Origin of the sequence: Acidovorax sp. NPDC077693, assembly GCF_044542805.1 — a bacterium.
Classification (GTDB): Bacteria; Pseudomonadota; Gammaproteobacteria; order Burkholderiales; family Burkholderiaceae_C; genus Acidovorax.
The window spans coordinates 126,838-152,425 of sequence record NZ_JBITVD010000007.1 but is presented as its reverse complement, the minus strand read 5'-3'; the positions used below and the strand labels follow the sequence as shown (position 1 = coordinate 152,425).

Here is a 25,588-nt window from a genome sequence, read left to right as displayed (position 1 = left end):
AGCTAGCCCCGCTTTGCAGTTGCACATGCATCGTGGCAATCGGGTCTTCCGACTCGGAGAATGACGGACGTGAGAACAATTGCAGCGTTGTTTGCCGTTTGATTTGCGATGGCTCGTAGCAACGAATACATTACCGATTCACCGCACAAACGATATAGAAGAATCTGGGAGACTTTTCGGGTGTTTGCATTCACTTCAGAAGACGACACCCTTGCCTTGCCTCTTTCAGGCCGCGATCCGCTAGGCACTCAGGTGATCTGGCAGCGCAGAGCTCGGGACATCGTGCCGGCACTGACCGGCGCCAGCCGCCAGGTCGAGGGATTTCAGATCCTCATCACAGCGCTTGCTTGGTGGCCAACTTTTGCAGTCCAGCACAAGCGGCCGCAAAAGGACCTGCACAACTTCTTCTTGCTGATCGAACAGATATTTGCTCGAGCGTGCAAGATGAATGCCACCGATTGGCGCTTGCCCGGTTCACGCCGCCTGAAGGATGCGCAAGAAAGGGATCTATGGATAGGACTGGACGGTCGACGCGACTTCCTTGTGAACAGTCCTCTGACGAACGGAACCTGGGGTATCTATCGCAACCCCGCCGAAACGGCTGGCCTGGTCGACGCCAGTGGCCGGGTACCAAGCGTCCTGGCCAAGCAGGTACTGTCGAGCACGGAGGTCGTCAGAACCATGTTCGGTCCCATTGCGACATCTTTGGCAGACCCCAAGCAGCGCATCACCGTTGCACAGCGGAGCTCTAAAAAAATCTCGCAGCTTGCTCGGATTGTGGAGCGCCCACCTCAGCGGTCTTACTTCCGGAACAAACTGGTCTGCCCTGCCAACTCTCCGGTGACGACCGCTCTGGCGGAGCTCGCAAGCGAGCAAAACGACGAGACGATCGATAAGCTCCTGGCTCGAGCGCTGCAGAGGCTTCCCCTGTTCGAGCAACCTCTGCAAGACGTGAGCCATTGCGAGCGATACATCACATCCCTCGACCTGGTCTTCGAATGGCTCGGTAGTCATCCAGGATGTACGCTCAAGGAGCTGGCAGAGAAGCTTCCTATGCACTTGACTGCGCTGCGTGGCGCCCAGAGCCGATTCAAAAGCAGCGGCAAATATGAAGGCCTGTCAGCTAATCGGCACAGCGCGCTGGCATCATTTTCATTGGATACGTCGGCATCGCTGATCGAAAACGTGATCGAGCATCACCGACTCATAAGCGCAAGCAGAGGCACCACACCGCTGATCTCCTGGAGCGATACCAGGAAGCTCGAGAGTGTGGTGGCCACCGAGCCCACGGAAGACCAGCAGATCGACGTACGCCACGTTTGGCGCAATTCGTACTACCTCGACTCACTGCGACAGCTTGCGGTGCGTACGGCACGGAGGTTGCCATGACGGTCATACGCGAGCGCCTGACGCAGGTCGCTGAGCGATTCAAGGAAATTGAGGTCGCGCTTTTCAGCACCTTCACCTTCAATGCTGACTTCTTCGAGCAGAACGCCCTTGCAGCGCTATTCAAGTGCCAGCCTGATGACAAGCGCACAGTGCGCGAGGCACGGATCCACAAGGAACTTTCATCGACACGGGTGGCGGTTTTCTACGATGCTTTGCTGCTCACACCCAGCAAGCACCGGTTTCGCTATTCGGCGCTGCCGGTGTATCAAGGACCGAACCGACTGTTCCACCCAAAAAACATCATTCTTATCGGCAAGGATTCCAACGGAGAGCAATGGGTCTACATCGCGGCGATGTCTGCCAATCTCACTCTTTCTGGATGGGGTAAGAATCTAGAAGGATTCGCGGACGCCTGGATTCACGCCAAGTCCGAACAGCCTGCGAAAGAGCTCACCCAGTACCTCGAATGGCTCCAAGCAAACAGGAAAAGGCCTTCGGATGTCCTGAAGGCAGCCCTCGACGCGATGGACGGCCTGAGAGCACAGCGCGCCCTGACCGATCCCGAGGGCGGTCCGCCGCAGGCTAAACAAGACGTTCGAGTGTATTTTTCCCCTTTGCACTCCTCGCTGTGGTCGTTCCTTAAACAGCAGTACGGCAGTCTGACTTCCGTGGTCGCTGGGTCGCCGTACTGGGGGGACTCTTCCCGGGCTGCGACCGAGCTCCGGGACGTCCGGATCGAGCTGATCGCCGCGCGCTGTCCTCCTCACTTCAAGGCAGTCGGCTTAGGGAAGAGTACGGTGGCTCAACTCTATGGCTGCGCCGACCCCGATCCGGCGGTGTGCGCCTGGCAAGGCCAACATGGCCGATTCCACCATCTGAAGTTCTACAAAATTCAAACCACGCGCGGTCAATTCATGGGTTTGGGGTCTTCGAACTTTACCGACCGCGGGCAATTCTGGAGCGAGACACAGGGCAATGTCGAGTCGATGATGTTCGACCAGAGCAATCTTAAGCAACCTGCCACGGTCGACCTCCCAACAGACGGGTTGCCCGAGGAGAGCACATCGGAAGATGCCCCTACCCCGCTTCCTGCGTACGTATCGGTCCAATACGACTGGCACGACGGAACTTTCAGATGGCAGACAGATGGCACTTCGAAGGCGTTTCCGATCACGTTGCGACTTCCGAACGGCGGTGGGCCTTTCACGCTCACTGCCGACGCTTGCTCGGGTAGTCGCAAAGGCGCCCTTGAGGCTCGAACATTCACTTTTACCTTGCAAGAAAGCGAGCCTATCGAGGGCTTGGTAGAAGAAGTGAACGTCCAAGAATCCACGCTCCTCTACGCCAGACCTCTGCCGGTTCGTGACATCCTTCAATCCTGGCAAAACAGGAGCGCTGCCGAACCGCCGCCACCAGATGAAGACGATCCTGGCAGCCAGGTCAACGAGGACGGTGAAGGCGGCGCTGAAGACCCTGTGGACGAACAGCAGGTGATCAAGCCCGAAGACAAGGAATCTGCATTTGACTGGTTTCTTTTCTATCGGGTCGTCCGGGACATGCAAGGACGACTACAAAGAGCTTCAGGCGATTCACGCCAACTCGCCGAACTTGCCGTGACACGATCGGATAGCGTGATCGCGCTGGCCGAGAGCATGGCCGACGAATCGGTCCCATCGGTCAGACAGTGGCTTGTGGTCAAGGAATGCATCGGCCTTCTAAGGCCGTTCTACGACCGTGTCCCGCATCTAAAAAACAAGCTTAAACGCCTGAAACGGCGAGAAGACGAGCTCAAAACACTCGTCGAGCGCGATCTGGCCGCTGAGGCGTCCACACGGACAGCTCGAACGAGGTCACCTGAAATGCTGGCCTGGTACACCCACCAGCTCTCGAAAGCAGGCGCGCAATGAGAAAGTGGTCCACGGAATCGGTCTCGCAACATCTCGATTTCTCCTGCCGCGGTGTGTTTGGACCTCCGAACAAAGCCCTTGTCCAACTTCAACTCGAAGGTGTCAGTCGCATTTGCAACATCCTGCGCCGAAACCAAGGCATCGCCTACCTGGCGGACGAAGTCGGCCTGGGAAAGACGATGCAGGCGCTCGGCGTTATCTCGTGCATTCTTGGCGACCATCCCAATGCGCGCGTGCTGATCATCGCACCTCGCGAAGGTGTTCAGAACGGCTGGGAGAACGAGGCAGAGCGCTTTAACGAATACGTCGCGTCGCAGGCAATACCTGCCGTCTCCCGCTACGACAATCTGCGCTCATGGCTGCGAGAATTTGCGCAAGGGCCGAGCGTCTCGCTGCTGCGGCATCCAAGCTTCAGCCGCCCAGTGTTCAAAGCTGATTTGCCTTGGCAGACGGCGACTGAGGGGCTGGACCTTCCGAACATCAAGTTTCGTGCGGATGTGCCCACGACCGTGGCGACGAGGAGTTGGGATTTCAACGTCGCGTTTGCCAACGATGTGAACAAATGGCTTGCCCGTCAGAATGCACGTTTTGACCTGGTCATCGTTGACGAAGCGCAGTGTTTACGGAACATTGACGGCCAGCAGACCAACACCGTCTTCAAGAAGCTCTTCAAAGGACAGGTCGACCGTTGGCTCTTCTTGAGTGCCACACCGGCTCATTCAGGTGTGGGCAACATCGCGGCGGTCATGAACGAATACCAAGGCGGCGACAAGCCAATCCGCGTAACTGGCAACGCCGAGGAGGATGCCAAGGCATTGCGCAGCGCGGTCAAGCGTTACTTCGTGCGCCGCCCGCGCACGTTCACTGTCGACGATAAGGTAGTACACAAAAGGACGTACCGGGACGACGACGACACAAAGTTCGCATTTCACTGCCAGGGCACCCTCGACACGCTGTCGATCGCTCTGATGCAGAAACACCTGGTTGGCCACCTCAGCGACGGCGACGGGTTCCGGTTTCGCACTGGCTATATCGCATCATTCGAAAGTCTTGAAGATTCGCTCAAGAATCGTGCGGCAACGAAACAGGTGGACGCCGAGGAGAATCCTGAAGCGCAAGTTTCGGAGAAGAGCGACTTCGTTCAGGAGGGGCATACAGGTTCGCACGAGAACCACGCACCAGACGAGGGGTTCGTCTCGAAGGTCAGCCAGGATTTCACCCAACAGTTTGAAATGGGCCTGCCTCACCCGAAGGTGGACGCGGTCGCTGATCATCTGCGCAAGACCGCTTGGGGCGATGGCTCCAGCGCCTATCCAGGAGGCAGTAAGACTGTTGTCTTCTGTCGTCGGCTAAGCAGCATACGCATTCTGCGAGAGCGCCTGATGAAGCAGTACTTGACGGGAATCGAGCAACGCTGCGAAACGACGTGGAATTTCAAGGTTGATTGGGAGGCCGGCTTGCAATCCACGAACGACGAGATCACGCAGCCCATCTCGTCGATCGAAGACCCCCACGACGCCGTACCCGAAGATCTCGACAGCCAAGATGAAAACGACGACCTGAACCGTCTGCGCGTCGCACAGCGTCAAGGTAAATGGTTATACAAATTCCGAAGCTCGTTCAACGATGGTCAGCGCAACGCCCTCTTCTTTGAACTGAATTGGTTTCGATGGCTTTGTTCAATCCAAGGTGTCGATCCCGTGTCAGCTGCGAACGCGATCCCGGACGATCTGTGGCGGGAGTCGGCTGCCGCGGCGACACGTTCGGACAAGAGATATCGTCGCGAGCAATCGCGTTACCTCGCGTGGCACTGCCTGGAGCGCTATCCGCTGGAGATTTTTCATCTCGATCAGACGCAAGCTACAGCGCTGGCTGACGCACTACGTCCCGTTCTGCACAAAGCGGATGTCGATCTATGCGAAGTTGCGGCCCAAGCTTCGTCAGGCCCAGTCAACCGCGATGACGCCCTGCTCCTTTTCGAGTCGATCTGGACTCGGGCAGAGGCAGACCACCTACTCAAGTTGCCCGCTGATGTTGAGCCTTCGAGTGCTGACGCCGTTCATTGGCGCAAGATCGTGGCGACGGTGCTGTCTCAATACATGAAGCTGACAGATGTTCTCGTCGACTTGCGTTGCGCGGAGCAGCGTGGTCACGAGAGCAATACTTCCATGCTTGACGAATTCGTGGCGTGGTTGAAGACAGGAAGCACAGATGCGGCACGCCTGCTGCAGCATTGGAGGGAATGGTGTGAGCACTATCGCCTCATATTCTCTTCGGCGGTAGGCAGCCTTGCACCAAAATCCTCTGTCGCGCTGGCGCGACTCGACAGCTTCACTTTCATGGTCAGTATTGACCCGGTTGTGGCCATCACCGGCGGCACCGGCGGACATAAGCTGGCGATCTGCCAGTTCAATATGCCCGGCATGCCGTACGCGATGTTCGGAACGGACACGATTCGCGAGGGCGTGAACCTGCATCTGTTCTGTGACCGCGTGATGCACTACGGCCTTCCTTGGACCTCAGGAGATCTAGAGCAGCGCATTGGCCGTGTCGATCGTTTTTTTGGGCAAATCGAGCGACGGCTGCTTCGTGAGAAAGCCCAAGCAAAACTAGCAATCGCTTATCCGCACTTGAGCGACACACTAGAAGCGCGCCAGATCGAGAACCTCCGGGAACAAAGAGCAAAAATTGCTGAGGTCTTTGAAGACGATATCACGATGGACCGGAACGCTGGTGGCCAGTTCATAGAGGTCGACGGTGCGGTGAAGCATCACCAGGTTTAAGCAACGCCGATTGCATTTCCGTACTTTTTCCGTACCAGCAAACAAAAAAGCCCACTTGTTAGTGGGCACTTTCGCTGCAAACCCTGGTTAAGCTTGCAATTTTGGTAGGCGCGATTGGACTCGAACCAACGACCCCCACCATGTCAAGGTGGTGCTCTAACCAGCTGAGCTACGCGCCTGTCGTTGTTTAGACCACGATTATAGCCATAAAAAACAGGCGTTTTGAAATGTGCAGCGAAATCATTGCAAGGCTGCTGCCATCACTCATCAACGCCGACGCGCCGAACGCACCCCCGGCACACCCGACACGATGCCCAGCACCTTGTTCAGACGCCCCGAGTCGGCGACCTCGACCGTGAACGTCATCCAGGCCGTGCCTTTGACCGACTGGGTCTGCACGCCGATCACGTTGGTCTTCTCGCGCGCAAAGACTTCCGAGATGTCACGCAGCAGCCCCTGGCGGTCTGCGGCTTCCACGGCCACGTCGACTGGGTAGACGGCAGCCTGGGCGGCGGTTTTGGGCACGCCCCACTCCACCTCGATCACCCGCTCCACGCTGCGCGCCGCCATCTCGCGGAAGTTGCTGCAGTCCGCGCGGTGCACGCTCACGCCGTTTCCGCGGGTGACGAAGCCGCGGATGTCATCCGGCGGCGCGGGCTTGCAGCATTTGGCCAGCTGCGTCATCAATGAATCGATGCCCACCACCAGCACGCCGCCCTTGGGCGCCGATTCGTTGGTGCGGGTCTTCTTGAGCAGCAGGTAGTCGTCGGGCTGCCGCACCGGCTCGGGCGGGCGCAGCACGGTCTCTATGTTGCGCAGCGAAAACTCGTCCTTGCCCACCACTTCGAACAATGCGTCGGCGGACTTGAACCCAAGTTGCGCCGCCAGGTCGTCCAGCCTCATGGCCGTCCTGCCTTCGCGCTGCAGCAGCTTCTCGACCGCTTCCCGGCCGCGGCCGATGGTTTCATGCGTGGCCTGCGCGTTGAACCAGGCGCGCACCTTGGCCTTGGCGCGGTGGCTGGTCAGGTAGCCCAGATCGGCGTTGAGCCAGTCGCGCGACGGGCGGCCTTCCTTGACGGTGGAAATTTCGACCGTCTGCCCGTTTTGCAGCGGGGTGTTGAGTGGCACCATGGCGCCATCCACACGGGCGCCACGGCAGCGATGCCCCACGCTGGTGTGCACGGCATAGGCAAAGTCCACGGGGGTCGCGCCCTGCTGCAACTCGACCACAGCGGCGTCGGGGGTCAGCACGTAAATGCGGTCTTCGAAGAGGCCGCTGTTGGACTCGGTGGTGCCCGACAGGTCCCGCTCCCAGGCCAGCAACTGGCGCAGCACGGCGATCTTGGCGTCGTACTCGCCCGTGGCGGACACGCCCGCATAGCCCTTGCTGCCGGCCTCCTTGTAGGCCCAGTGGGCCGCCACGCCGTGCTCGGCATGGTCGTGCATGGCCTGGGTGCGGATCTGGATTTCGATGGGCTTGCCGTTGTCGTCGCGCACGATGGTGTGCAGCGACTGGTAGCCGTTGGGCTTGGGTTTGGCGATGTAGTCGTCGAACTCCTCGACGATGGGCTTGAATTGCTGGTGCACCCAGCTGAGGGCTGCGTAGCAGTCCTTGACCGTGGGCACGACCACGCGCAGCGCGCGGATGTCCAGCACCTGATCGAAGTTGAGCGACTTGCCGCGCATCTTCTTGACGATGCTGTAGATGTGCTTGGGGCGGCCCTGCACGCTGGCGCTGATGCTGTGCGCGCGCAGGTCGGCCTCGACGCGCGAGCGCAACTGCACCATGTAGACCTCGCGCTCGCCGCGTTTCTCGTCGAGCAGGCGGGCGACTTCCTTGTAGGTGTCCGGCTCCAGAAACCGGAACGACAGGTCTTCCAGCTCCCACTTGATCTGCCAGATACCCAGGCGGTTGGCCAGCGGCGCAAACACCTGCAGCGACTCACGCGCCAGGCTGGGCGGAACGGGCCGCTTGCTGGCGGCATGAAAGCGCAGCGTCTGCAGGCGCGAGGCCAGGCGCAGCATGACCACCCGCAGGTCGCGCGAGAAGGCCAGCAGCATCTTGCGCACGTTCTCGGTCTGCAGCGCCTGGCCATCCACACGGTCCCCGGCGCGGGCCTGCTGCTGCACCCGCATGAGCTTGGTGGTCTCTACCGCCAGCGCGGCGAAGTTCTCGCCAAACGCCTTGGAGATCACGTCGTGCGGCTTGGCCAGGTGAATGCAGGCATGCACCAGATAGCTGGCCGCCTGCATGGCTTCGGAGCCGCCGATGCCTTTGAGGATGGCCGCCACGGCGTCAGCATGGGCCAGCGTGTTTTCCCCCGAATCGAGGGTTTCGCCCGCCATCAACGGCTCGGCAAAGGCCCGTGCGCGCACCAGCGCATTCACCTGCTCCGGCAGCGTGTGCGCCGTGGCCGCGATGAGCTGAGGAACGGCGTCTGGCTGGGGGGATGCGGTCGCAGCAGCGGAAAGGTTGGTTTTCATTCCGCCGTCGCACCTTCTGCTGCCAGCAAGAAACCCGTGACGGCGGCGACCTGGTCAGCCGCCACCAGCGTGGGCGCATGCCCCACGCCTTCGAACTCCACCACATGCGCACGGGGACCGCGCTGCGTCATGGCCTGCGCCGTATCGCGGGACAGCAGATCGGACTGGGCTCCACGCAACAGCAGCGTGCGCGCCGTGATGTGGTCGTACAGGTGCCAGAGCGCCGCTTCGCCCGCAGCCGCCGAGTCTTGCGTCAATGTCTTGAAAGGCACGGCGATCTGGGGGTCGTAATGCAGCGTCACGCCACCGTCCGGCAGGGGACGCACCATCGCCCGCGACAGATCGAGCCACTGGGCCTCGGTGTGCGGCCCGAAGCTCGTGGAGATCGCCCACATCGCCTGGGCCGCCTGCTCCACCGATTCAAAGCGGGCCATCTGCCCCAGGTACTGCCCGATGCGCTGCAGCGCCTGCCACTGAATGACGGGCCCGACATCGTTGAGCACCATGCGGCGCACTGGCACCGGCAAGGGCAGGCCCGGCTGGCCCGCAATGCCCATTCCGATGAGCCCCCCCATGCTGGTGCCCACCCAATCCAGGGTGCTGATGGGTGCCTGCTGGTGCAGTCGCGCCACCAGCGACAGCATGTCGGCCGCGTATTGGGGAATCTGATAGCCCATGGGGTCTGCCAGCCAGTCGCTGCGGCCCCGGCCCACCACGTCGGGGCACACCACGCGCGCATGGCGGGCGAGCTCTGCGGCCAAGGTATCGAAGTCGCGCCCCTGCCGCGAAAGACCATGCACGCAGACGATCACGTGCGGGTGCGCGGGGTCGCCCGTCGCATTCCACTCCCAGTACGCCATGCGATGCTGCTGTGCAGGGGCAGGCGCTGCGCCTGCTGACACCGGTGCGGCCGCAGGGCCGGGGCACAGTACGTAGTTCAGCGTAGGTTCAATCATGGGGGGCGGAATCCGGGAGCAGCGCTTGATAATCAGCTGCGTTGCATCGTAATTCATTCGGGAGAGACTCTCATGCTGAAAGGCAAAACCGCCCTCGTCACCGGCTCCACCAGCGGTATCGGCCTGGGCATCGCCAAGGCCCTGGCCCGCCAGGGCGCCAACATCGTGCTCAACGGTTTCGGCGATGTGGATGGCCCGCGCGCCGAAGTGCTGGCCGACGGCGAATCCGCAGGCATCCAGGTGACCTACCACGGTGCCGACATGAGCCGCGCGGCGGACATCGAAGACATGATGAAGTACAGCGCCTCGCAGTTCGGGCGGGTGGACATCCTGGTCAACAACGCGGGCATTCAGCACGTGGCCAACGTGGAGGATTTCCCCGTGGAGCGCTGGGACGCGGTGATGGCCATCAACCTCTCCAGCGCCTTCCACACCTCGCGCCTGGCGCTGCCCGGCATGAAGAGCGCCAACTGGGGCCGCATCATCAATGTGGCTTCGGTGCACGGCCTGGTGGGTTCGGCACAGAAATCGGCCTACGTGGCCGCCAAGCACGGCATCGTCGGGCTCACCAAGGTCACCGCGCTGGAGAACGCCACGACGGGCGTCACCTGCAACGCCATCTGCCCCGGCTGGGTGCTCACCCCGCTGGTGCAAAAGCAGGTGGACGCCAAGGCGCAGGAGCACGGCCTGTCGAACGAAGACGCCAAGAAGCTGCTGCTGGGCGAAAAAGAGCCCTCGATGCAGTTCACCACGCCCGAGGAGCTGGGCGAACTGGCGGTGTTCTTCTGCTCCCCCGCCGCGAACAACGTACGTGGCGTGGCCTGGAACATGGACGGCGGCTGGGCCGCGCAGTAAACCCGGCAGGCCTGCGGGTCGGGCGCCGTGGCGCCCTCCCGGAAAAAAAGCGCCAGCCAAGATGGCCGGCGCTTTTTCCTTGTTCCATTTGGCTTCACCCCCTCGCGCCTTCAACGCCTGGTGGCGGGCCGTTCCATCAACGCATCTGCACGGAGCCGGACACGTTCACGATGACCTGGGCCTTGCCGGCTTCCACCGGTACCGCGGAATCCGAGAACGAACCCATCTTGGCCTCGGCAGCCATCATGCGGGGGCGAGGACCAGGCATCGACTCGTTGCTGTTGACCGCCACTTCGCGCAGGCTGTAGTTGCTGAAACCAAAGCCCTTGGCCAGTTCTGCCGCACGCGCCTTGAACTGCTCGATGGCTTGCGTCTGGGCCTCGCCCTCGACCTTGGCACGCGCCTCCCGCGACAGGCCGAAGGCCACCTGGCTGATGGACATTGTCTGGATCTTGCCGGCAGTGGTGGTGATGCGCGAGAAGTCACGCCCTTCCAGCACCAGCTCCGCCCGGCCCTGCCAGCCATTGATCTTGCCGTCCTTGCCATAACGCGGGTACAGGCCGAACGGGCCCGTGCGCACATCCAGCTGGCCGGGCTGCGCATTGCGCTTGGCTTCGGTCAGGGCCGTGTCAAGCGCCTGCTTGAGCTGGGTCTGCACGGTGGCTGCGTCGGCTGCCTCCTTGCTGGTGGCGAGGTTGAGCACCAGCAGGTCCTGCTGCACTTCGACCGTGCCTGTGGCCGACAACTGCACCACATTGCGCGGCTCGGGCACGGGCGCAGCGGTTTGAGCAAAAGCGGCACCAGCGCAAGCCAGTAAAGCGCTGGCAGCTATCATTTTGGTAGTTTTTTTCATGGTCTGAATGTCCTTCAAGGCAAAACACAGCCTCCATGCGGGCATGTGCGGGCTTCACCATAACCGCACGGGATGGCAGCACGTTTGAACCACGGCGCACCAGCGTGCGAAGCTGGGCAAAACTTGTTACTGATGGCAACAATCCCACAAAAGAAAGCCCGGTTTATCCGGGCTATTTTTTTGGCCACTGGCAGGGCTTCGCCCTGCACCCAACAGCCTAAGCAATAGCCGCCTCATAGACAAGCCGAGCCTTATACAAACGTCGAGGGTGACCATCCGCGTCCAGCAACGACCGGCGCACGGTAGCCGGACTAACCCCGAGGCGCCGCCCAATCTCTGACTTCGACAATCCAGCACGCGCCATTCCCTGCACTACAGCATGCCTATCGGGCTGCAACAACCTGGGCCGACCAAAACGAACACCAGCGCGCATAGCGGCAACCTGCCCAGCGAAAACCCGCTCTCGAATTAACGAACGCTCAAGCTGAGCAAACGCACCAAGATTGTGAAACAGATACTCACCGACAGGCGTTGACGTATCGATAGGCTCAGACAGTGACCGCAGGCTAACGCCCTTCTCCGAAAGCTCCTCAGCAAATCCCAGCAAATCGCGGAGCGACCTAGCAATACGGTCCATTTTCCAGAACACCAACACATCGCCACGACTAAGCGAATCGAAGCACTGACGCAAGACAGGCCGATGCCCAACAGCGCTAGCCTTCTCCTCGAAAAAACGCTCAACGCCAGCACGGCGCAAAGCATCCAATTGCAGTCTTGTTTCCTGTTCTCTCGTAGACACCCTCGCGTAGCCAACCAACATCGCACCTCCTAAAATTATTGGACCGGGAACGTTTTGACAAAACTTTGCAGCAATACCTAGAGAGCTAATGGCCGAAAAACCGCCCCAAAACGGGCCAATGACTCTCTATCAAATTTGAGGGTAGGCAATGAACGTAGACGCATACATAAGCAATCTCGAAACACTGGCAATCCGCGCAGTGATTTTCGAAATTGCGGTGACGATAAGCATCACCATCATCATGTTTTGGCTGACCTATTTCTGCATACGAGCAGCCGTGAGAGACGGGATAGTGGCAGCGACACCACGCACTAGGTCAACCGGACAAGCATCGCCGCCGGCCGGCTACAAATGGACTCTGGTAAAAGACGAAGCAAACATCGACGACATACGAGCAGACTAAAAATCACTGAGGCACAGCGCTGGAGCGAACCTGAGCATTACGAGCCGCAAGGCCCTGAGACCACTGCGATATAGGCTGGACCTGCTCAGGACGCTCTGCAGGCATCGGCACAGGCACTGTGCGCGGTTGCTGGGCCTGACCAGCGGGAGAGTCTGGCGACACTGGCGCCGATGGCTGAGAAGTCCGGTGAGCGCCAGCAGCTTGCCCCTGCAGGTTCCAGTCAACAAAAAATCCGTGGCGCACTATCTGCCCGCAAGTGGCAGCAGAGACGCGCAAGAGCGTGCCCTGTTGCGTATAGCAGTCGCAACGCCCGCCCATCTGGACACATGCAGCGGGGTAAGGAGCAATCGACGGAGAGGTAACCTGATCGTAGGCAGGCGCTGTATGAGGGAAGTCTGCGATGCGTGGCTTGCGGTGGTCGAGATACTCGCCCACGGTCATAGGCGCTTGCCCCCTTGATGCAGGCCCAGCGGGCGCAGGCGCGCCGATGGAGGGTAGCCCGACGCCCGTCGTAGACGGCGTGGCCGCGGCGGCAGCGTCAGGCGTTTTAGGCTTTGCAGCGCCGAAGAACTGGTAGCCCACGTATGCGACCAACGCACCAGCTACGAGCAGCGCGCCGACGCCTTTCCAGACCTTTGCGGGAATGCCCTTTTTTCGAGTATCCATGCTGGTCGACGTGTACCAGTCATAAACCTCGCGTGGCCACTTGCGGCTAGTCACCTCGCCGTCTTTGCCGGACCCATCCTTTTGCGGCTGATCCTTCACAGCAGACCACTTGAGTTCATTACTCGCATCGCCCATCAACGATGCCTTGAAATGGCGATGCCACGATGGCGCAGCAATGAGGCGGCGCACGAAGCTATCGATGTTCAACGGGTGCTGCGTGATGAAGAAGAAGTCAAAACCACGCTTGCGGTTGTCCTGAGCAAGGGCACCAATCCAGGCGGGCGGCTGACCAGTGGCCCGCGTGGGCATGACCTTTTGGCACTCATCCACGATGCAGATGGATCCATCCGGCAGTTCTTCCCACTTAGCAGGCTCAAAGGGTTGCCAGCCGAAGTCCAACAGAGGCTGCTTTGCTTCAAACCCCCAAAAGAAGACCGGGCGGCCGGTTCGTTCCTGCAAATCGCGGACATCACGGAGGGTGAACAGTGTCTTACCTGCACCGTTACCGCCGGTCGTGAGATACAGATAGCCGAGCTGGCGGCGCAATGATCGAATCATCTGAGCACCCACTTTTTAAGCGATCCATCCGTAAGCCCCTGCAACAGCATGCGGGCCGTGATAGCACTCAGAATGATCGAGAGAAACTCACCGACGCCAAGCATCGACAACATGCCGACGACCTCAGAGGGCATGGAACCGAACGAACTTGCGACGTTGTTCTTCGCCCAGTCAAGAGTGCTCGACAGACCCGTGAACGTAACGACACTCAACCCAAGGGCGATGAGCACGCGGCCGACCAACGTCCCCGCAATGTTGATCAATGCTCCCATGAGCATGGCGACAAATGCTGGCATGACCTACCCCCTAAAAACGATGATGACCCACAGCAGCGCGCCAAAAGCGAGCAGCGCTAAGCGCAGCGTGGCGAGCATGGGGCAGATATTGCTGAGGGGCAGCACGACGTTTTTGCCCATGATGTCCACTGTGAGATCGCTGATGCAGCTACCAGCGCCAAGCATGTTGGAGCTGTCATACCGGCCAGAGCCAAACGAGATGGTTTCGTTGCCGGGAAGGTCACCAGTGCGCTTGCCGGTCTTACTCTTTTCTTGCTGATAGAGCTTGTATTCCTGCGAATCCACATCGTCGAAAAGCTTGCAGGCCCTGCGGTGCTGTTCCTGAGCAATTGCGCACTGAATCGCATCACCTTCACAGGTAAATCCAGCACTGCAAGTGCCACCGAACGACGAGCCTTTTTCATCGCCGTCGCTGCAGAGCTTTGAGCGTGGATTTTCTTGGCAGAAACCTGCCTGCGGCTTAGTAGTGGTGCTGGTACTGGTCGAGCTACTTGATGCGCCAGTGCTGTTATTCGTAATCGTCGTAGTGACTGTCGTGACCGTCGTGCACACCCCGTTTTTGCACGTCGTGTTTTTGTCAGTAGTCACGCGCCGCGTCTCGGTACCGTTGTCTTCTTCGCTCTCTGTTTTATCACCGCCGTCCGCACCACTATCGGGCACCCTGTTCACGCAGGTATCCACGCCGTTGACCATGCCGCTGTATCCGTTAGGGCACTTCTCCCGAGGGGGCGCGGGCTTGGGATTTTGTCCTTCGCCGAGGGTGCAAGACTGGTCAACGACGTTTGAATCAGGAGACATGGATATACGCCCCTCAGTAACCGAGTTGCCACCACCGTAATCGAGGTATGCATCCCGGCTGAAGGTCACGGTACAGCCCTTTCCGGCAGTGGTGCCAGGAGCCTCTATGCAGAACTTAGACCCGTCGGCCACATTGCCCTGGTAGCGGTATTCCTGAGCCAGCACACCCCCCGGCAAGGTGCCGGAGCCTGCGAGGTTGAAACACGCCAGCTTGTCCTGGTTGGCTTGCTCGCAGGTGTTGCCAACCTGCAAATAGCCAGCATTACAGCTACAGCTACCGGCGCCATCCGACGTGCTACCAGCGGGACAACTGTTTGGCAACTTTTGAACCGTGCACTTGCCCGAGTAGGACCCGTTAGCGTAGGTGACGCCGCAATCCTGCACGTTTGGATTACCGGTAGCTTTGCAAGACCACGACGCGCCCGGATAGGGGGTTATGTCGTGCTGCCACAACGAGGCGTTGCACGATGAGGTGTCCCACTGATCCGCCGCAGGAAACGCTGCGTGCGCGAACGACACAGCCACAAGGAGGAGCCAAACGAGCGCTACGCGGAGAACATTAGCCATGCGGCCCCCAGGAATGCAACCATGACAATGAGGCCCATATCGTTCTCCCTTGACGATGCACGCGACATGCGCACATGGGCAAAGGCCCCCAGGTCTGCAGCCCCGGGGCACTGAGCAGTTACGCCCAGTGGTTAGCGCATAGCGCCACGAATCCAGCGGAACACACCAACTGCCACAGCAATCAGCAGGCGGGCATTGCCCAGCAGTGCGACGGTGGCGATAGCGCCGGTCATGTACGCAACTACGTCAGTCACGTCAGGCTGCGCAGGGGCAGCAGCAAAAGCCGGCGTTGCGAACAGGGCAGCAACGAAAACAGCGGTAGCAATGGCACCCTTACGGCGCGAGATGAGGGCGAGAGATGGCATGGTTCACTCCTTTTCAGTGGTTGAGGAAGATCCGTCTACAAAAATGGCCCGATAGAGCTCCCGAAACAGGAGGCCTACGGACCACACCGCGATGACGGCAATCGCGAGTTCGCCGCCCTGCTCCGCCGTGAGGTTGAGCAGTGGCGTAGTTACTTCGACCTGCAGGGTGACGGTGCAGGCCGAGGCGCATTGGATGGTTTGCTCAGGCATGGGAGCGAACGCGTGCGGCTGCCATGCGCTGGCGGCGTGCTGCGTAGGCGTGCAGACGGCAGGCAAGCACATGCAGGGAGCCCACAAGAAGATGCCAGAGGCCTGCGCCTATGAAGCCGCTGCAGATGCCCAGGACAGCGAGCCGCTGGGCTACTTGTGCAAGATCAATTTCGTTCATGTCGTGTCCGGGAACGTTTTGCGATCTATCGCAGTTAAGGGGGTTGCCGCTTGATGTGACTACAGGGCCACAGAGCGGTGCAGTTCGCGAAGGTCCACAACCTGAGCCCGATGGAAGGGCTCTGCGTGGTCTTCGATGAGCTGCGCGACGGTTTCGAGGTCTTCAAGCGCAACGGCTTCGCGCAGCAACATGACCCATTCGGGCTGTCCGTCCTCATACGAGGGGGCGAGGAATGCGCCCGTGGTTGCCGACTGGATCACGTAGCTCATCACACAGCCTTAGCGGGCGCTTTGTCGACCGGACGGATATCGACCAGGACCATCTTTGTGCCGTCCGCTGCAGCAGCCGCCATCTCAAAAGTAGCCAGCGCCTTGATAGGCAGCGATGCGCCGAGGTGGGCCCACTTGTCGAATTCCTTTGCGTCGCCAAGCTTGAAAGGGCGAGTCGCACGACCGATGGAGCGGCCTGCACTGTTTTCTGCAAGGTCTACTTCGCAGTGAAACGTTGTGCTGCTGAATGCGCGGCCTTCGACTACGCCTTCGCTTTCCTTGACGCCGTGAACGATGACTTCGGATTTGAATTGCATGGTGATTTCTCTCTATGGTTTGGGCCTTGGTTTGAGGGCTATGCGGTGACGTGGCCAGCGTCTGCGCCCTTGAAAACTCGCTTGGTTGCGCGTTCGTAGACGCGGGCGATCTCTTCGCGCTTGAAGCGGCGAAGGCGACCGGGGAGGCTTGCGCCTTCGACGATGGAGGCGAACTCTTCGCCGTCCATGAGGGTGAACATGAGGGCCAAGCTGGGGCCTGCGACGTCGCGAACCCAGCGCTTGTTGCGCGTGACTTCGGCTTCGATGGTTTCAGCGGCCAGACGGCCATTGCAAGCAAGGCTTGCGGGCTCGAGCTCGAGCAGTTCATCGGCTTCGCGCAGCAGTGAGGCGTGCCATGTGCTGGCCTCTGCAAAGAAGTCAGCGGGGCGGCGCAGCATGTCGACATCGAGCACGCGGGCTTTGTTGCCAAGGCGCAGCTCTGCGCGCATCCAGCCAGAGGCGTCTTTGTCGCCGAAGAGCTGGTGGCCCTTTTCGTAAACGTTGGTTTGCTTGCCTACCTCTTTCGAGCCCACGTAAAAGCTCCGGGCTTTGCCGTTGGACCAATCGCCGACCATGTTGCATTTGAGGCGTCTGCCGCCCACATCCATGAGCCCGCTTTCATAGTCGGACTTGATGCGCGGCATGCCGCCTGCGATGCCTTCGAAGAAATCGAGAGCGAGGTCGCAGCGTGTGAGGACGCCTTTAACGTCATCGACCAAATCGGCCATGGCGAAGCGCCAGGAGGGCTTTGCAAAGGTGCATGCCGTGCCGTAGAGGTTGACGTGCAGCGTGCGCTTTTGCGCTTGCTGGCGCGGGCTTTCACCGCTTGCACCGAAGCCGATCCAGCCTACTTCTTCGCCGTTGCGCTCGATGCTCCAGCGGCTCTTGTAAAAGTCGTGACCCTTGCGGATTTCCGGCGCAACTGTAAAGCCTTCGCCGAGCGCATTGACGACGCGCATAGCCAGTTCAACAGCTTGCGTGCTGAGCGCAAAGTCGACGTCTGGCACTTCCTGCAGCTTGCGCATGAAGCGGGCAAAGCGCTGAGCCTCATACGTGCCGTGGTCCTCTTCGAAGGGCGACAGAGGACGCTCAAGCGTGCTTTGCACTGGAGGGGGGAACAGAACGTCTGCTACTGGCATTGGAGCGTTTCGCACTTGGCAGGTGAAGCGCAGCCAATCGACGTGTACAGGCACCTTGGTTTCAAGTCGCTCAGCGATCAATCGGACCTTGACCTGATTGCCTTCAAGCACGAGGGCGCACGTTTGGGAATGCTTGTTCAGCTTGGAGTTTGCTGGGCGGGTCATTCGGTGGCCTCTTTTTGGTTATCCCCGTGATTACCATCGGGGATGGTTGGCGCCTGCCCCGCCCCGGCGCCCGCGCCCGCGCTTCGCTTGCGGGCGCGGGCGCACAGGTCGGGGGAGAACGCCGCAGCGCACGATGCGCAGGCAACACAAGCAGGGCGCATCCCTTCGGGACCGGGCTCTATGGCTTCGCCACCAAGCCGCTTCGCGTCTCGGCCCATTCGGGTAACGATCCCTTGCGCGGTGGCGCGGTCGGTAGGGGCGTTTTCACGCGGTACGGGTTGCACGCAGGGCGACATGGGCATGCTGCCCATACCCTGCCCCGCACACCCCTGCGGGGCCGCGCTAATCGCGCTGTGCGGGTCCCCGGCTGTCTCCAAAGAGAGGGCGGCGGCATCCAATGCCCTGAGCACCACCCAGGCCAGGACGACGCAGGCCAGAACGAAACAGTAGACAGCGACGACGCCAGCAACGATCTCGGACGTTGATAACGTCGCCAGGACGTGCCCCGGGGTCATGGCAGCAACCCCTGCATGCCTTCAAGGCGCAGCACGTGCAGGCGGGCGCGGTCAGCTTGGTGACCGGTACGCAGGTATGCGCCGACCACGGCAGCGCAATGCTTGTAGTCAGCAGCCCTTGAGGCACCGCCTTCGAGAACGCTTTTCGGGACCGGGGCCGCAATGGCCCGGCGGCAGCGGTATTGCAGGTCGCGCTTGGTTTCGGGACTCATTGCAGCGCCCCGTTATTGCGGGCGCCGTAGAGGCCGACCTGCTTCCAATTGCGGTTGCACTCAGCGAAGCGCACCATGGACTGCAGCAGCTCGTTGACGCTGCAATCGAGCATGCCCGCCGTCTCGCGCAGCTTGGCAATGATTTCGGGCTTGTCGGTGAAATCGACGCGGGCCTTATCGGCGCGGTAAGCAGCCTTACGTGCGGCTGCATTGGCGTGTGATGGCTTGCGGCCCTTGCGCTTTTCGTTCCCGGTCTGAATGCCACTCTCGCCGCCAACCTGAGCGACCAGGGCCACAGATGCACCTGTGCAGACGGGAGAGTGGCAATCATTGGCCGCGTCAATCGCGGCGAGCTCGGGGAATTGCAGTTGATGGGCTGGCATGGGTCGCTCCATGGGTGTAAAGTTCAGACCGGCTAGTTATTCACCCGAGTGGCGACTTATCTATCCGATATGGCTATATTTTAGCTTTTTCAGACAGTTTTTACACGTGGAGAATTTCTATGAACGCTATGCAATCAATAGTTGGAATCTATAAGGCCAAGTGCGGCATGCGCTTCGACCGGGAGGTGGCAGAGGCGCTGGGAATCAACGAACAGACGTTCAACAAGTACATGAAAGGGCGGAGCAAACTCCCTGACATTGCAATCGCAAAAATTGCTGAAGGCGCACAACTTGACGCCATGCAAGTAATCGCCGCAACCAATCTCACCTGCGAGAAAACGCCAGAGGAAGAACGCCCCTTTTGGCTTGACAAACTGAAGTTAGCGACCGGGCAAATGTTGTAACAGTTGGTCAAACCACCCCCCAAAACCCGAACTTCGGCGTTCCAAGTGGTCAGAATCGGCTCTGTTACAAATTGGACTTGAGATCTACATGGCCACAACAACCAATCGCACCGACAAAGTTCTCGTGGTGGACGACGACGCCCGTATCCGTGATCTGCTGCGCCGCTATCTGACGCAGGAAGGCTTCGAGGTCATGGTCGCTGAAGACGGCAAGGCCCTGAACCGCCTGCTGCTGCGCGAGACGGTGGACATCATCGTGCTCGACCTGATGATGCCGGGCGAAGATGGCTTGTCGATTTGCCGCCGCCTGCGCGCCGCCAATGACCGCACCCCCATCATCATGCTCACCGCCAAGGGCGAGGACGTGGACCGCATCGTCGGCCTGGAAGTGGGCGCCGACGACTACCTGGGCAAGCCCTTCAATCCCCGCGAACTCCTGGCCCGCATCCACGCCGTGCTGCGCCGCCGCCCCGCGCAGGAAGCCCCCGGTGCCCCGTCGGGCGACAACGAGGTCGTCACCTTCGGCCCATTCACCTTCGACCTGGGCACGCGCGCCCTGCAGCGCAATGGTGAAGAACTGCCGCTGACCACCGGCGAATTCGCAATGCTCAAGGCGCTTGTGCGCCACCCGCGCCAGCCGCTGTCCCGCGAAAAGCTGGCCCTGCTGGCACGCGGCCGCGAGTTCGAGCCCTTCGACCGCAGCCTGGACGTGCAGGTCTCGCGCCTGCGCAAGCTGGTCGAGGTCGATGCTGCCGCACCGCGCTACATCCAGACGGTGTGGGGCGTGGGCTACGTGTTCGTGCCGGACGGAACCAGCTGAGCCCCTCTTCATGCGAAAGAATGACGGCAAGCCGAGACCCCCTTTCCGGCAATCCGTGACCGCCCCGCCCGACGCCACCAGCCCCGCGCCTCTCGAAGCCCTGCGCCTTGCGCGGGAGCAGCGCGCGCGCGTGGGGCTCAACCTTTTCTGGCGCACGTTCTTCCTGCTGGCCTTGCTGCTGGTGGGCAGTATCCTGGCCTGGCTGCAGACGCTGCGGGCGCTGGAGTTCGAGCCGCGCACGCTGCACACGGCGCAGCAGATCGCATCGCTGGTCAACCTGAGCCGCGCGGCACTGGTGCACTCGGATGCGATTGCACGCGTCTCGCTCATCAAGACCATGGCGGACCAGGAAGGTGTGCGCATCCTCCCGCGCGAGCCCAAGGACAAGTTCGAGCTGCTCGAAGGCACGGCCCTGGGCAACCGCCTCACCGACGAGCTCACCCAGCGCCTGGGGCCCGACACCATCGTGGCCCAGAACGTGAACGGCGAGACCGGCCTGTGGGTGGGTTTCAACATCAACGGCGACCCCAACTGGCTGCTGATGGACCGCTCGCGGTTCAGCCCGGCTGGCGGCCGCACTTGGCTGATCTGGCTCATCACCGCGGGCGCCCTGTCGCTGGCGGGTGCTGCGGCCATTGCGCGGCTGATCAACCGGCCGCTCAAGCAGCTATCGTACGCTGCCAACCGCGTCAAGGACGGCGACTTCGCAGCCAGCCACCTGGATGAAGAGGTGGTGACCAGCGAGATCCGCGAGGTCAACATCGGCTTCAACCGCATGGCGCAAAAGCTGGCCAAGCTGGAGCAGGACCGCGCGGTGATGCTGGCCGGCATCTCGCACGACCTGCGCACGCCCCTGGCGCGCCTGCGGCTCGAAACCGAGATGAGCGTGAACGACGAGGTCGCCCGCGAGCACATGGTGGCGGACATCGTGCAGCTCGACGCCACCATCGACAAGTTCCTGGACTACGCGCGGCCCGACCACGTCACGCTCACCCCGGTGAACCTGCATGCCGTGGTGTCGTCGTGCGTCTATGCCGTGCAGGACCACCGCGAGCTGCAGATCACGATGTCGGTCCCCGAGGACCTGAACGTGCTGGCCGACGAGGTGGAACTGGCGCGCGTGATCTCCAACCTGCTGGAAAACGCGCGGCGCTACGGCAAGGCGGAGGACACCGGCATCACCAACGTGGACATCGCCGCCAAGGGGCGCGAGAACTGGGTGCTGGTCAAGCTGCGCGACCACGGCCCGGGTGTGCCGCCCGAGCAGTTGTCCAACCTGACCAAGCCCTTCTTCCGCGGCGACTCGGCGCGCACCGCAGCGGCGGGCGCGGGCCTGGGCCTGTCCATCGTGGACAAGACCGTGCAGCGCATGGGCGGCATCTTCGCGCTGGCCAACTCCAGCACGGGCGGCCTGGTGGCGCACCTGCAGCTGCAGCGCGCCACAGGGCTGCCGGATGGCGCCGACCCCAAGCAGCGGCTGCAACGCCCGTCCGTCAAGCGCCAGTTGCCCCGGCGCCGCGCCGAAGACCGGACGGCCTGAGCCGCCCTCTTTCCCCAATGCAAAAAGCCCCGGACTTCGGGGCTTTTTGCTTTGTGCCGTGCCGCACCTGGGCTGAGGTGGCTCTTTACACCTTGCTCAATGCCGCGAGTGCGACACGACGGGGTGACGACGCACCAGCGTCTACCGTTCAACGCACCATGCACGGCGATTTGTTGTTGAACTTCCAGCCCGGAATCAGGTACTGCATGGCGATCGCATCGTCGCGCGCGCCCAGGCCGTGCTCCAGATACAGGCGGTGGGCCCGCTCGACCTCGTCCATGTCCAGCTCCACGCCCAAGCCGGGCTTTTTGGGGAGCTGGATGAAGCCGTCCTTGATCTGGAACGGCTCCTTGGTCAGGCGTTCGCCGTCCTGCCAGATCCAGTGCGTGTCGATGGCCGTCACGCGGCCGGGGGCGGCGGCGCCCACGTGGGTGAACATGGCCAACGAGACATCGAAGTGGTTGTTGGAATGCGAGCCCCAGGTCAGGCCGAAGGCCTGGCACATCTGCGCCACGCGCACCGACCCGGCCATGGTCCAGAAATGCGGGTCAGCCAGGGGGATGTCCACCGACTGCAGGGCCAGGCTGTGGGCCATCTCGCGCCAGTCGGTGGCCACCATGTTGGTGGCGGTGGGCAGGCCCGTGGCGCGGCGAAACTCGGCCATCACCTCGCGGCCCGAGAACACGCCTTCGGCGCCGCAGGGATCCTCGGCATAGGCCATCACGCCGTGCAGGTCGCGCGTGATGCGGATGGCGTCCTTCAGCAGCCAGCCGCCGTTGGGGTCCAGCGTCACACGCGCTTCCGGAAAGCGATCGTGCAGCGCGCGGATGGCCTCGACCTCTTCCTCGCCGCGCAGCACGCCGCCCTTGAGCTTGAAGTCGGCAAAGCCGTAACGCTCGTATGCGGCCTCGGCCAGGCGCACGATGCCGTCGGCGGTCATGGCCTTCTCGTTGCGCAGGCGGAACCAGTCGTTGTCGGCACCGGGCTCGGTGCGGTAGGCCAGGTCGGTCTTTTGGCGGTCCCCCACGTAGAACAGGTAGCCCAGCATCTGCACCGATTCGCGCTGCACGCCATCGCCCAACAGCGCGGCCACGGGCACGTTCAGGTGCTGGCCCAGCAGGTCCAGAAAGGCTGATTCCACGGCGGTGACCGCGTGGATGGTGATGCGAAGATCAAACGTCTGCAACCCGCGCCCGCCTGCATCGCGGCCGGCAAACTGCGCGCGCATGGCGTTGAGCACGGCGTTGTGGTGCCCGATGGGGCGGCCCACGATCAGCGGCCGTGCGTCCTCGATGGTCTGGCGAATCTTCTCGCCGCCGGGCACCTCGCCCACCCCGGTGTTGCCCGCGCTGTCACGCAGGATGAGCAGGTTGCGCGTGAAGAACGGGCCGTGCGCGCCGCTCAGGTTCATGAGCATGCTGTCGTGGCCCGCCACCGGCACCACGCGCAGCTCGGTGACGACGGGGGTGCTGGCGGCAGAAGGGTTGGAAGAGGTGGTCATGGTGTTCTGGAATATGGGGGGAGCGCCCCCCGGGTCTTTCGTGTCAAAGCGGCTCACAAACCTCGGCGAAGCGGTTCTGGCCAGGCGCTGCGTCGCATGCAGTGCGAGGAGCACGACAAGACGGAGCAACAACGCCACAAGAGGTTTTTGAGTCGCTCTCAATCGGCAGTGATCTTGCGGGTCTCGATGACTGTCTTCCATCGCGCGAATTCGCGCGCCTGGTAAGCGGTGAAGGCTTCGGGCGTGCTGGCCACGATCTCCAGGCCCTGGTCGAGCATGCGTTTCTTCACGGTCGGGTCGTTCAGGGCGGCGATGGCTGCGTCCGAGAGCTTCTTCTTGAGCGCGGGCGGCAGACCCTTGGGCGCGGCCATGCCTTGCCACGAGTACACCTCGGCACCGGCCACACCGGCCTCGGCCAGGGTGGGCACGTCGGGCAGCACCGGGCTGCGCTTGTCACCGGTCACAGCGATTGCATGCAGCTTGCCGCCGCGGATGTGCTGCAGCACGGCGTTCACGTTCTGGAACGAGAACTCCACCTGCCCGCCCAGCAGGTCGTTGATGGCCGGAGCGCCGCCCTTGTAGGGGATGTGCAGGCCTTCGGTGCCACTTTGCTGCCAGAACACTTCGGCCGAGAGGTGGTCCGACGAGCCGTTGCCCGAACTCGCGAAGCTCACCTTGCCGGGGTTGGCCTTGAGCTGGGCGATCACTTCCTTCACGGTGCGCGCCTTCTGGCCAGGGGCGGCCACCAGCACGTTGGGCGCCTGCACCGGCACGGTGATGTAGTCGAAATCCTTGAGCGCGTCGTACGGCACGCTCTTGAGCAGGTGCGGCGCCACGACGAAGGCGCCCAGCGAGGACACCAGCAGCGTGTAGCCATCGGCCGGCGCGCGCTTGACCATGCCAGCGCCCAGCGTGCCCGTGGCACCGGGGCGGTTGTCCACCACGAAATTCTGGCCCAGCTTGTCGCCCATGTGCTGCGCCACGGCGCGGGCCACCATGTCGGTGGAGCCGCCGGCCGGGAACGGCACGACGATGGTCACGGGCTTTTCAGGCCAGGCTGCGGGTGTACCGGGCGCGGCCGTCTGGGCCGATGCGGCGAAAGCAAAAGCCAGGCTGCACGCGCTTGCGGTCAGCAGCAGTTTCTTGATGAACATGGTGGATGTCTCCGAAGTTGGATGGTTGACACAGCCCTCTGCGGGGCCTGGGTCGGGTCTTGCGTGGAACGGGATGGGGTCGGGCTGGGCGCGTAGTGCAGTTACTGCGGGCCGAGCTTGTCGATGAGCGCCTTGAGCTCTTCCATCTCGCTGGGCTTCAAGTCCGTCAGCGGCGCGCGCACCGGGCCGCCGTCGTGGCCCACGATCTTGGCGCCCGCCTTGATGATGGAGACGCCATAGCCTTCCACCCGGTTGCGGATGGCCAGGTAGGGCATGAAGAACTCCTTGAGCAGCTTGTGCTGCGTGGCGGTGTCGTCCGCCGCCACGGCCTTGTAGAACTCCATCGCGGTCTTGGGGATGAAGTTGAACACTGCCGACGAATACACCGGCGTGCCCAGCGCCTTGTAGGCAGCCGCATAGACCTCGGCCGTGGGCAGCCCGCCCAGGTAGGAGAAGCGGTCGCCCATCTTCATGAAGATCGAAGACATGGTCTCGATGTTGCCCACGCCGTCCTTGAAGCCGATCAGGTTGGGGCAGCGGTCGGCCAGGATGGCCAGGGAGTTGGCCGTGAGCTTGGTGCGGTCGCGGTTGTAGACGATGACGCCGAACTTCACGCTGTTGCACACCTGGGCCACATGCTCGATCAGGCCTTCCTGGCCGGCTTCGGTCAGGTAGTGGGGCAAGAGCAGGATACCGTGGGCGCCCAGACGCTCGGCTTCCTGGGCATGGGCGATGGCGGTGCGGGTGGGGCCGCCGGCGCCGGCAATGATCGGCACCTTGCCGCGGCAGGTGTCCACCGCGGTCTTGACCACCTGGCCGTACTCGGGGCCCGACAGCGAGAAGTACTCACCCGTGCCGCCGGCGGCAAAGAGAGCGCTGGCGCCATAGGGAGCCAGCCACTCCAGGCGCTCGATGTAGGTCTTGGGGCGGAATTCACCCTGCTCGTCGAAGTCGGTGATGGGGAACGACAGCAGGCCGGAGCCCATGATGGATTTGAGTTCTTGCGGGTTCATGGTCATCCAGTCAGATCGGTGGGTGGGAGATGGCAAAAAACAGGCACCAGCAGCAGCGTCGTCGGCCGCGACAGAAGTCATACAACTGC

General features: G+C 61.7%; 25 protein-coding genes and 1 tRNA gene. 8 read left to right on the top strand and 18 right to left on the bottom strand.

The genetic code is table 11. The annotated features are described in order from the left end of the window. Positions 1 to 180 precede the first annotated feature (180 nt). Genes ACIGHN_RS11595 through ACIGHN_RS11585 form a run of 3 tightly spaced genes read left to right on the top strand, consistent with a single transcriptional unit; the run spans position 181 to position 6,079 of the window. Entirely contained in the window at positions 181 to 1,389 is a 1,209-nt protein-coding gene (locus ACIGHN_RS11595; RefSeq protein ID WP_396504478.1) for a hypothetical protein, read from the top strand. Further along, the gene (locus ACIGHN_RS11590; protein WP_396504477.1) at positions 1,386 to 3,296 is read left to right on the top strand and encodes a hypothetical protein; all 1,911 of its coding nucleotides are present in this window, start codon (positions 1,386 to 1,388) and stop codon (positions 3,294 to 3,296) included. Before ACIGHN_RS11595 ends, ACIGHN_RS11590 begins: the two co-directional genes overlap by 4 nt. Further along, entirely contained in the window at positions 3,293 to 6,079 is a 2,787-nt protein-coding gene (locus ACIGHN_RS11585) for an SNF2-related protein (RefSeq protein ID WP_396504476.1), read from the top strand. The genes ACIGHN_RS11590 and ACIGHN_RS11585 overlap by 4 nt, the downstream gene beginning before the upstream one ends. Before the next feature lie 102 nt (positions 6,080 to 6,181). Here the strand turns inward: ACIGHN_RS11585 and ACIGHN_RS11580 are convergent. The 3 genes from ACIGHN_RS11580 to ACIGHN_RS11570 all read right to left on the bottom strand — a co-directional run bounded on the left by ACIGHN_RS11580 (position 6,182) and on the right by ACIGHN_RS11570 (position 9,519). Further along, positions 6,182 to 6,258: transfer RNA gene (locus ACIGHN_RS11580), tRNA-Val, on the bottom strand. Between the two features lie 88 nt (positions 6,259 to 6,346). Then, a complete protein-coding gene (locus ACIGHN_RS11575; RefSeq protein ID WP_396504475.1) occupies positions 6,347 to 8,563 on the bottom strand; it encodes a RelA/SpoT family protein in 2,217 nt (738 codons plus the stop codon). Beyond that, positions 8,560 to 9,519, bottom strand: a complete 960-nt coding sequence (locus ACIGHN_RS11570) for an alpha/beta fold hydrolase (protein WP_396504474.1) — start codon at positions 9,517 to 9,519, stop codon at positions 8,560 to 8,562. The genes ACIGHN_RS11575 and ACIGHN_RS11570 overlap by 4 nt, the downstream gene beginning before the upstream one ends. 72 nt (positions 9,520 to 9,591) lie before the next feature. On the opposite strand from ACIGHN_RS11570, the gene ACIGHN_RS11565 reads away from it, so the two are divergent. Then, complete coding sequence (locus ACIGHN_RS11565) at positions 9,592 to 10,374, top strand: 3-hydroxybutyrate dehydrogenase (RefSeq protein ID WP_396504473.1); 783 nt, start codon at positions 9,592 to 9,594, stop codon at positions 10,372 to 10,374. Positions 10,375 to 10,510: 136 nt separating this feature from the next. On the opposite strand, the gene ACIGHN_RS11560 is transcribed toward ACIGHN_RS11565, so the two are convergent. Both ACIGHN_RS11560 and ACIGHN_RS11555 read right to left on the bottom strand, forming a co-directional pair. After that, on the bottom strand, positions 10,511 to 11,227 hold the full coding sequence (locus ACIGHN_RS11560) for an SIMPL domain-containing protein (RefSeq protein WP_396504472.1): 717 nt from the start codon (positions 11,225 to 11,227) through the stop codon (positions 10,511 to 10,513). Positions 11,228 to 11,444: 217 nt separating this feature from the next. Next, positions 11,445 to 12,047, bottom strand: coding sequence for a recombinase family protein (locus ACIGHN_RS11555; RefSeq protein ID WP_396504471.1), 603 nt, complete (start codon positions 12,045 to 12,047; stop codon positions 11,445 to 11,447). Between the two features lie 127 nt (positions 12,048 to 12,174). On the opposite strand from ACIGHN_RS11555, the gene ACIGHN_RS11550 reads away from it, so the two are divergent. After that, the gene (locus ACIGHN_RS11550; protein WP_396504470.1) at positions 12,175 to 12,429 is read left to right on the top strand and encodes a hypothetical protein; all 255 of its coding nucleotides are present in this window, start codon (positions 12,175 to 12,177) and stop codon (positions 12,427 to 12,429) included. A 3-nt stretch (positions 12,430 to 12,432) separates the two neighbouring features. On the opposite strand, the gene ACIGHN_RS11545 is transcribed toward ACIGHN_RS11550, so the two are convergent. From ACIGHN_RS11545 to ACIGHN_RS11500, 10 genes are all read right to left on the bottom strand, one after another. Beyond that, positions 12,433 to 13,641, bottom strand: coding sequence for a zonular occludens toxin domain-containing protein (locus ACIGHN_RS11545; protein WP_396504469.1), 1,209 nt, complete (start codon positions 13,639 to 13,641; stop codon positions 12,433 to 12,435). Positions 13,642 to 13,649: 8 nt separating this feature from the next. Then, complete coding sequence (locus tag ACIGHN_RS11540) at positions 13,650 to 13,949, bottom strand: DUF2523 domain-containing protein (RefSeq protein ID WP_396504468.1); 300 nt, start codon at positions 13,947 to 13,949, stop codon at positions 13,650 to 13,652. 3 nt (positions 13,950 to 13,952) lie between these two features. Next, positions 13,953 to 14,999, bottom strand: a complete 1,047-nt coding sequence (locus tag ACIGHN_RS11535) for a hypothetical protein (protein ID WP_396504467.1) — start codon at positions 14,997 to 14,999, stop codon at positions 13,953 to 13,955. Between the two features lie 446 nt (positions 15,000 to 15,445). Continuing rightward, on the bottom strand, positions 15,446 to 15,679 hold the full coding sequence (locus ACIGHN_RS11530) for a major capsid protein (RefSeq protein ID WP_396504466.1): 234 nt from the start codon (positions 15,677 to 15,679) through the stop codon (positions 15,446 to 15,448). Between the two features lie 3 nt (positions 15,680 to 15,682). Then, the gene (locus ACIGHN_RS11525) at positions 15,683 to 15,889 is read right to left on the bottom strand and encodes a hypothetical protein (protein ID WP_396504465.1); all 207 of its coding nucleotides are present in this window, start codon (positions 15,887 to 15,889) and stop codon (positions 15,683 to 15,685) included. A 237-nt stretch (positions 15,890 to 16,126) separates the two neighbouring features. Further along, a complete protein-coding gene (locus ACIGHN_RS11520) occupies positions 16,127 to 16,336 on the bottom strand; it encodes a hypothetical protein (RefSeq protein ID WP_396504464.1) in 210 nt (69 codons plus the stop codon). Further along, on the bottom strand, positions 16,336 to 16,653 hold the full coding sequence (locus ACIGHN_RS11515) for a hypothetical protein (protein WP_396504463.1): 318 nt from the start codon (positions 16,651 to 16,653) through the stop codon (positions 16,336 to 16,338). Before ACIGHN_RS11515 ends, ACIGHN_RS11520 begins: the two co-directional genes overlap by 1 nt. A gap of 38 nt (positions 16,654 to 16,691) precedes the next feature. Next, complete coding sequence (locus ACIGHN_RS11510; RefSeq protein ID WP_396504462.1) at positions 16,692 to 17,957, bottom strand: replication initiation factor domain-containing protein; 1,266 nt, start codon at positions 17,955 to 17,957, stop codon at positions 16,692 to 16,694. A 511-nt stretch (positions 17,958 to 18,468) separates the two neighbouring features. Continuing rightward, entirely contained in the window at positions 18,469 to 18,684 is a 216-nt protein-coding gene (locus ACIGHN_RS11505; protein ID WP_396504461.1) for a hypothetical protein, read from the bottom strand. Then, entirely contained in the window at positions 18,681 to 19,067 is a 387-nt protein-coding gene (locus ACIGHN_RS11500; protein ID WP_396504460.1) for a hypothetical protein, read from the bottom strand. The genes ACIGHN_RS11505 and ACIGHN_RS11500 overlap by 4 nt, the downstream gene beginning before the upstream one ends. 119 nt (positions 19,068 to 19,186) lie before the next feature. On the opposite strand from ACIGHN_RS11500, the gene ACIGHN_RS11495 reads away from it, so the two are divergent. The 3 genes from ACIGHN_RS11495 to ACIGHN_RS11485 all read left to right on the top strand — a co-directional run bounded on the left by ACIGHN_RS11495 (position 19,187) and on the right by ACIGHN_RS11485 (position 21,831). Further along, positions 19,187 to 19,471 carry a helix-turn-helix domain-containing protein gene (locus ACIGHN_RS11495; RefSeq protein ID WP_396504459.1) on the top strand — a complete coding sequence of 95 codons (285 nt, stop codon included), beginning with the start codon at positions 19,187 to 19,189 and terminating at the stop codon, positions 19,469 to 19,471. A gap of 88 nt (positions 19,472 to 19,559) precedes the next feature. Continuing rightward, positions 19,560 to 20,291 (top strand): two-component system response regulator OmpR, encoded by a 732-nt coding sequence (gene ompR, locus ACIGHN_RS11490; protein ID WP_010460834.1) that lies wholly within the window; start codon positions 19,560 to 19,562, stop codon positions 20,289 to 20,291. 10 nt (positions 20,292 to 20,301) lie between these two features. Next, positions 20,302 to 21,831 carry an ATP-binding protein gene (locus tag ACIGHN_RS11485; RefSeq protein WP_056421127.1) on the top strand — a complete coding sequence of 510 codons (1,530 nt, stop codon included), beginning with the start codon at positions 20,302 to 20,304 and terminating at the stop codon, positions 21,829 to 21,831. A 148-nt stretch (positions 21,832 to 21,979) separates the two neighbouring features. Here the strand turns inward: ACIGHN_RS11485 and gudD are convergent, their stop codons facing one another. From gudD to kdgD, 3 genes are all read right to left on the bottom strand, one after another. Then, entirely contained in the window at positions 21,980 to 23,332 is a 1,353-nt protein-coding gene (gene gudD / locus ACIGHN_RS11480; protein ID WP_396504458.1) for a glucarate dehydratase, read from the bottom strand. A gap of 158 nt (positions 23,333 to 23,490) precedes the next feature. Beyond that, positions 23,491 to 24,480: a Bug family tripartite tricarboxylate transporter substrate binding protein gene (locus ACIGHN_RS11475; RefSeq protein WP_396504585.1), complete on the bottom strand. Its 990-nt coding sequence runs from the start codon at positions 24,478 to 24,480 to the stop codon at positions 23,491 to 23,493. 107 nt (positions 24,481 to 24,587) lie between these two features. Next, a complete protein-coding gene (gene kdgD / locus ACIGHN_RS11470; protein WP_396504457.1) occupies positions 24,588 to 25,499 on the bottom strand; it encodes a 5-dehydro-4-deoxyglucarate dehydratase in 912 nt (303 codons plus the stop codon). Between the last annotated feature and the right edge of the window lie 89 nt (positions 25,500 to 25,588).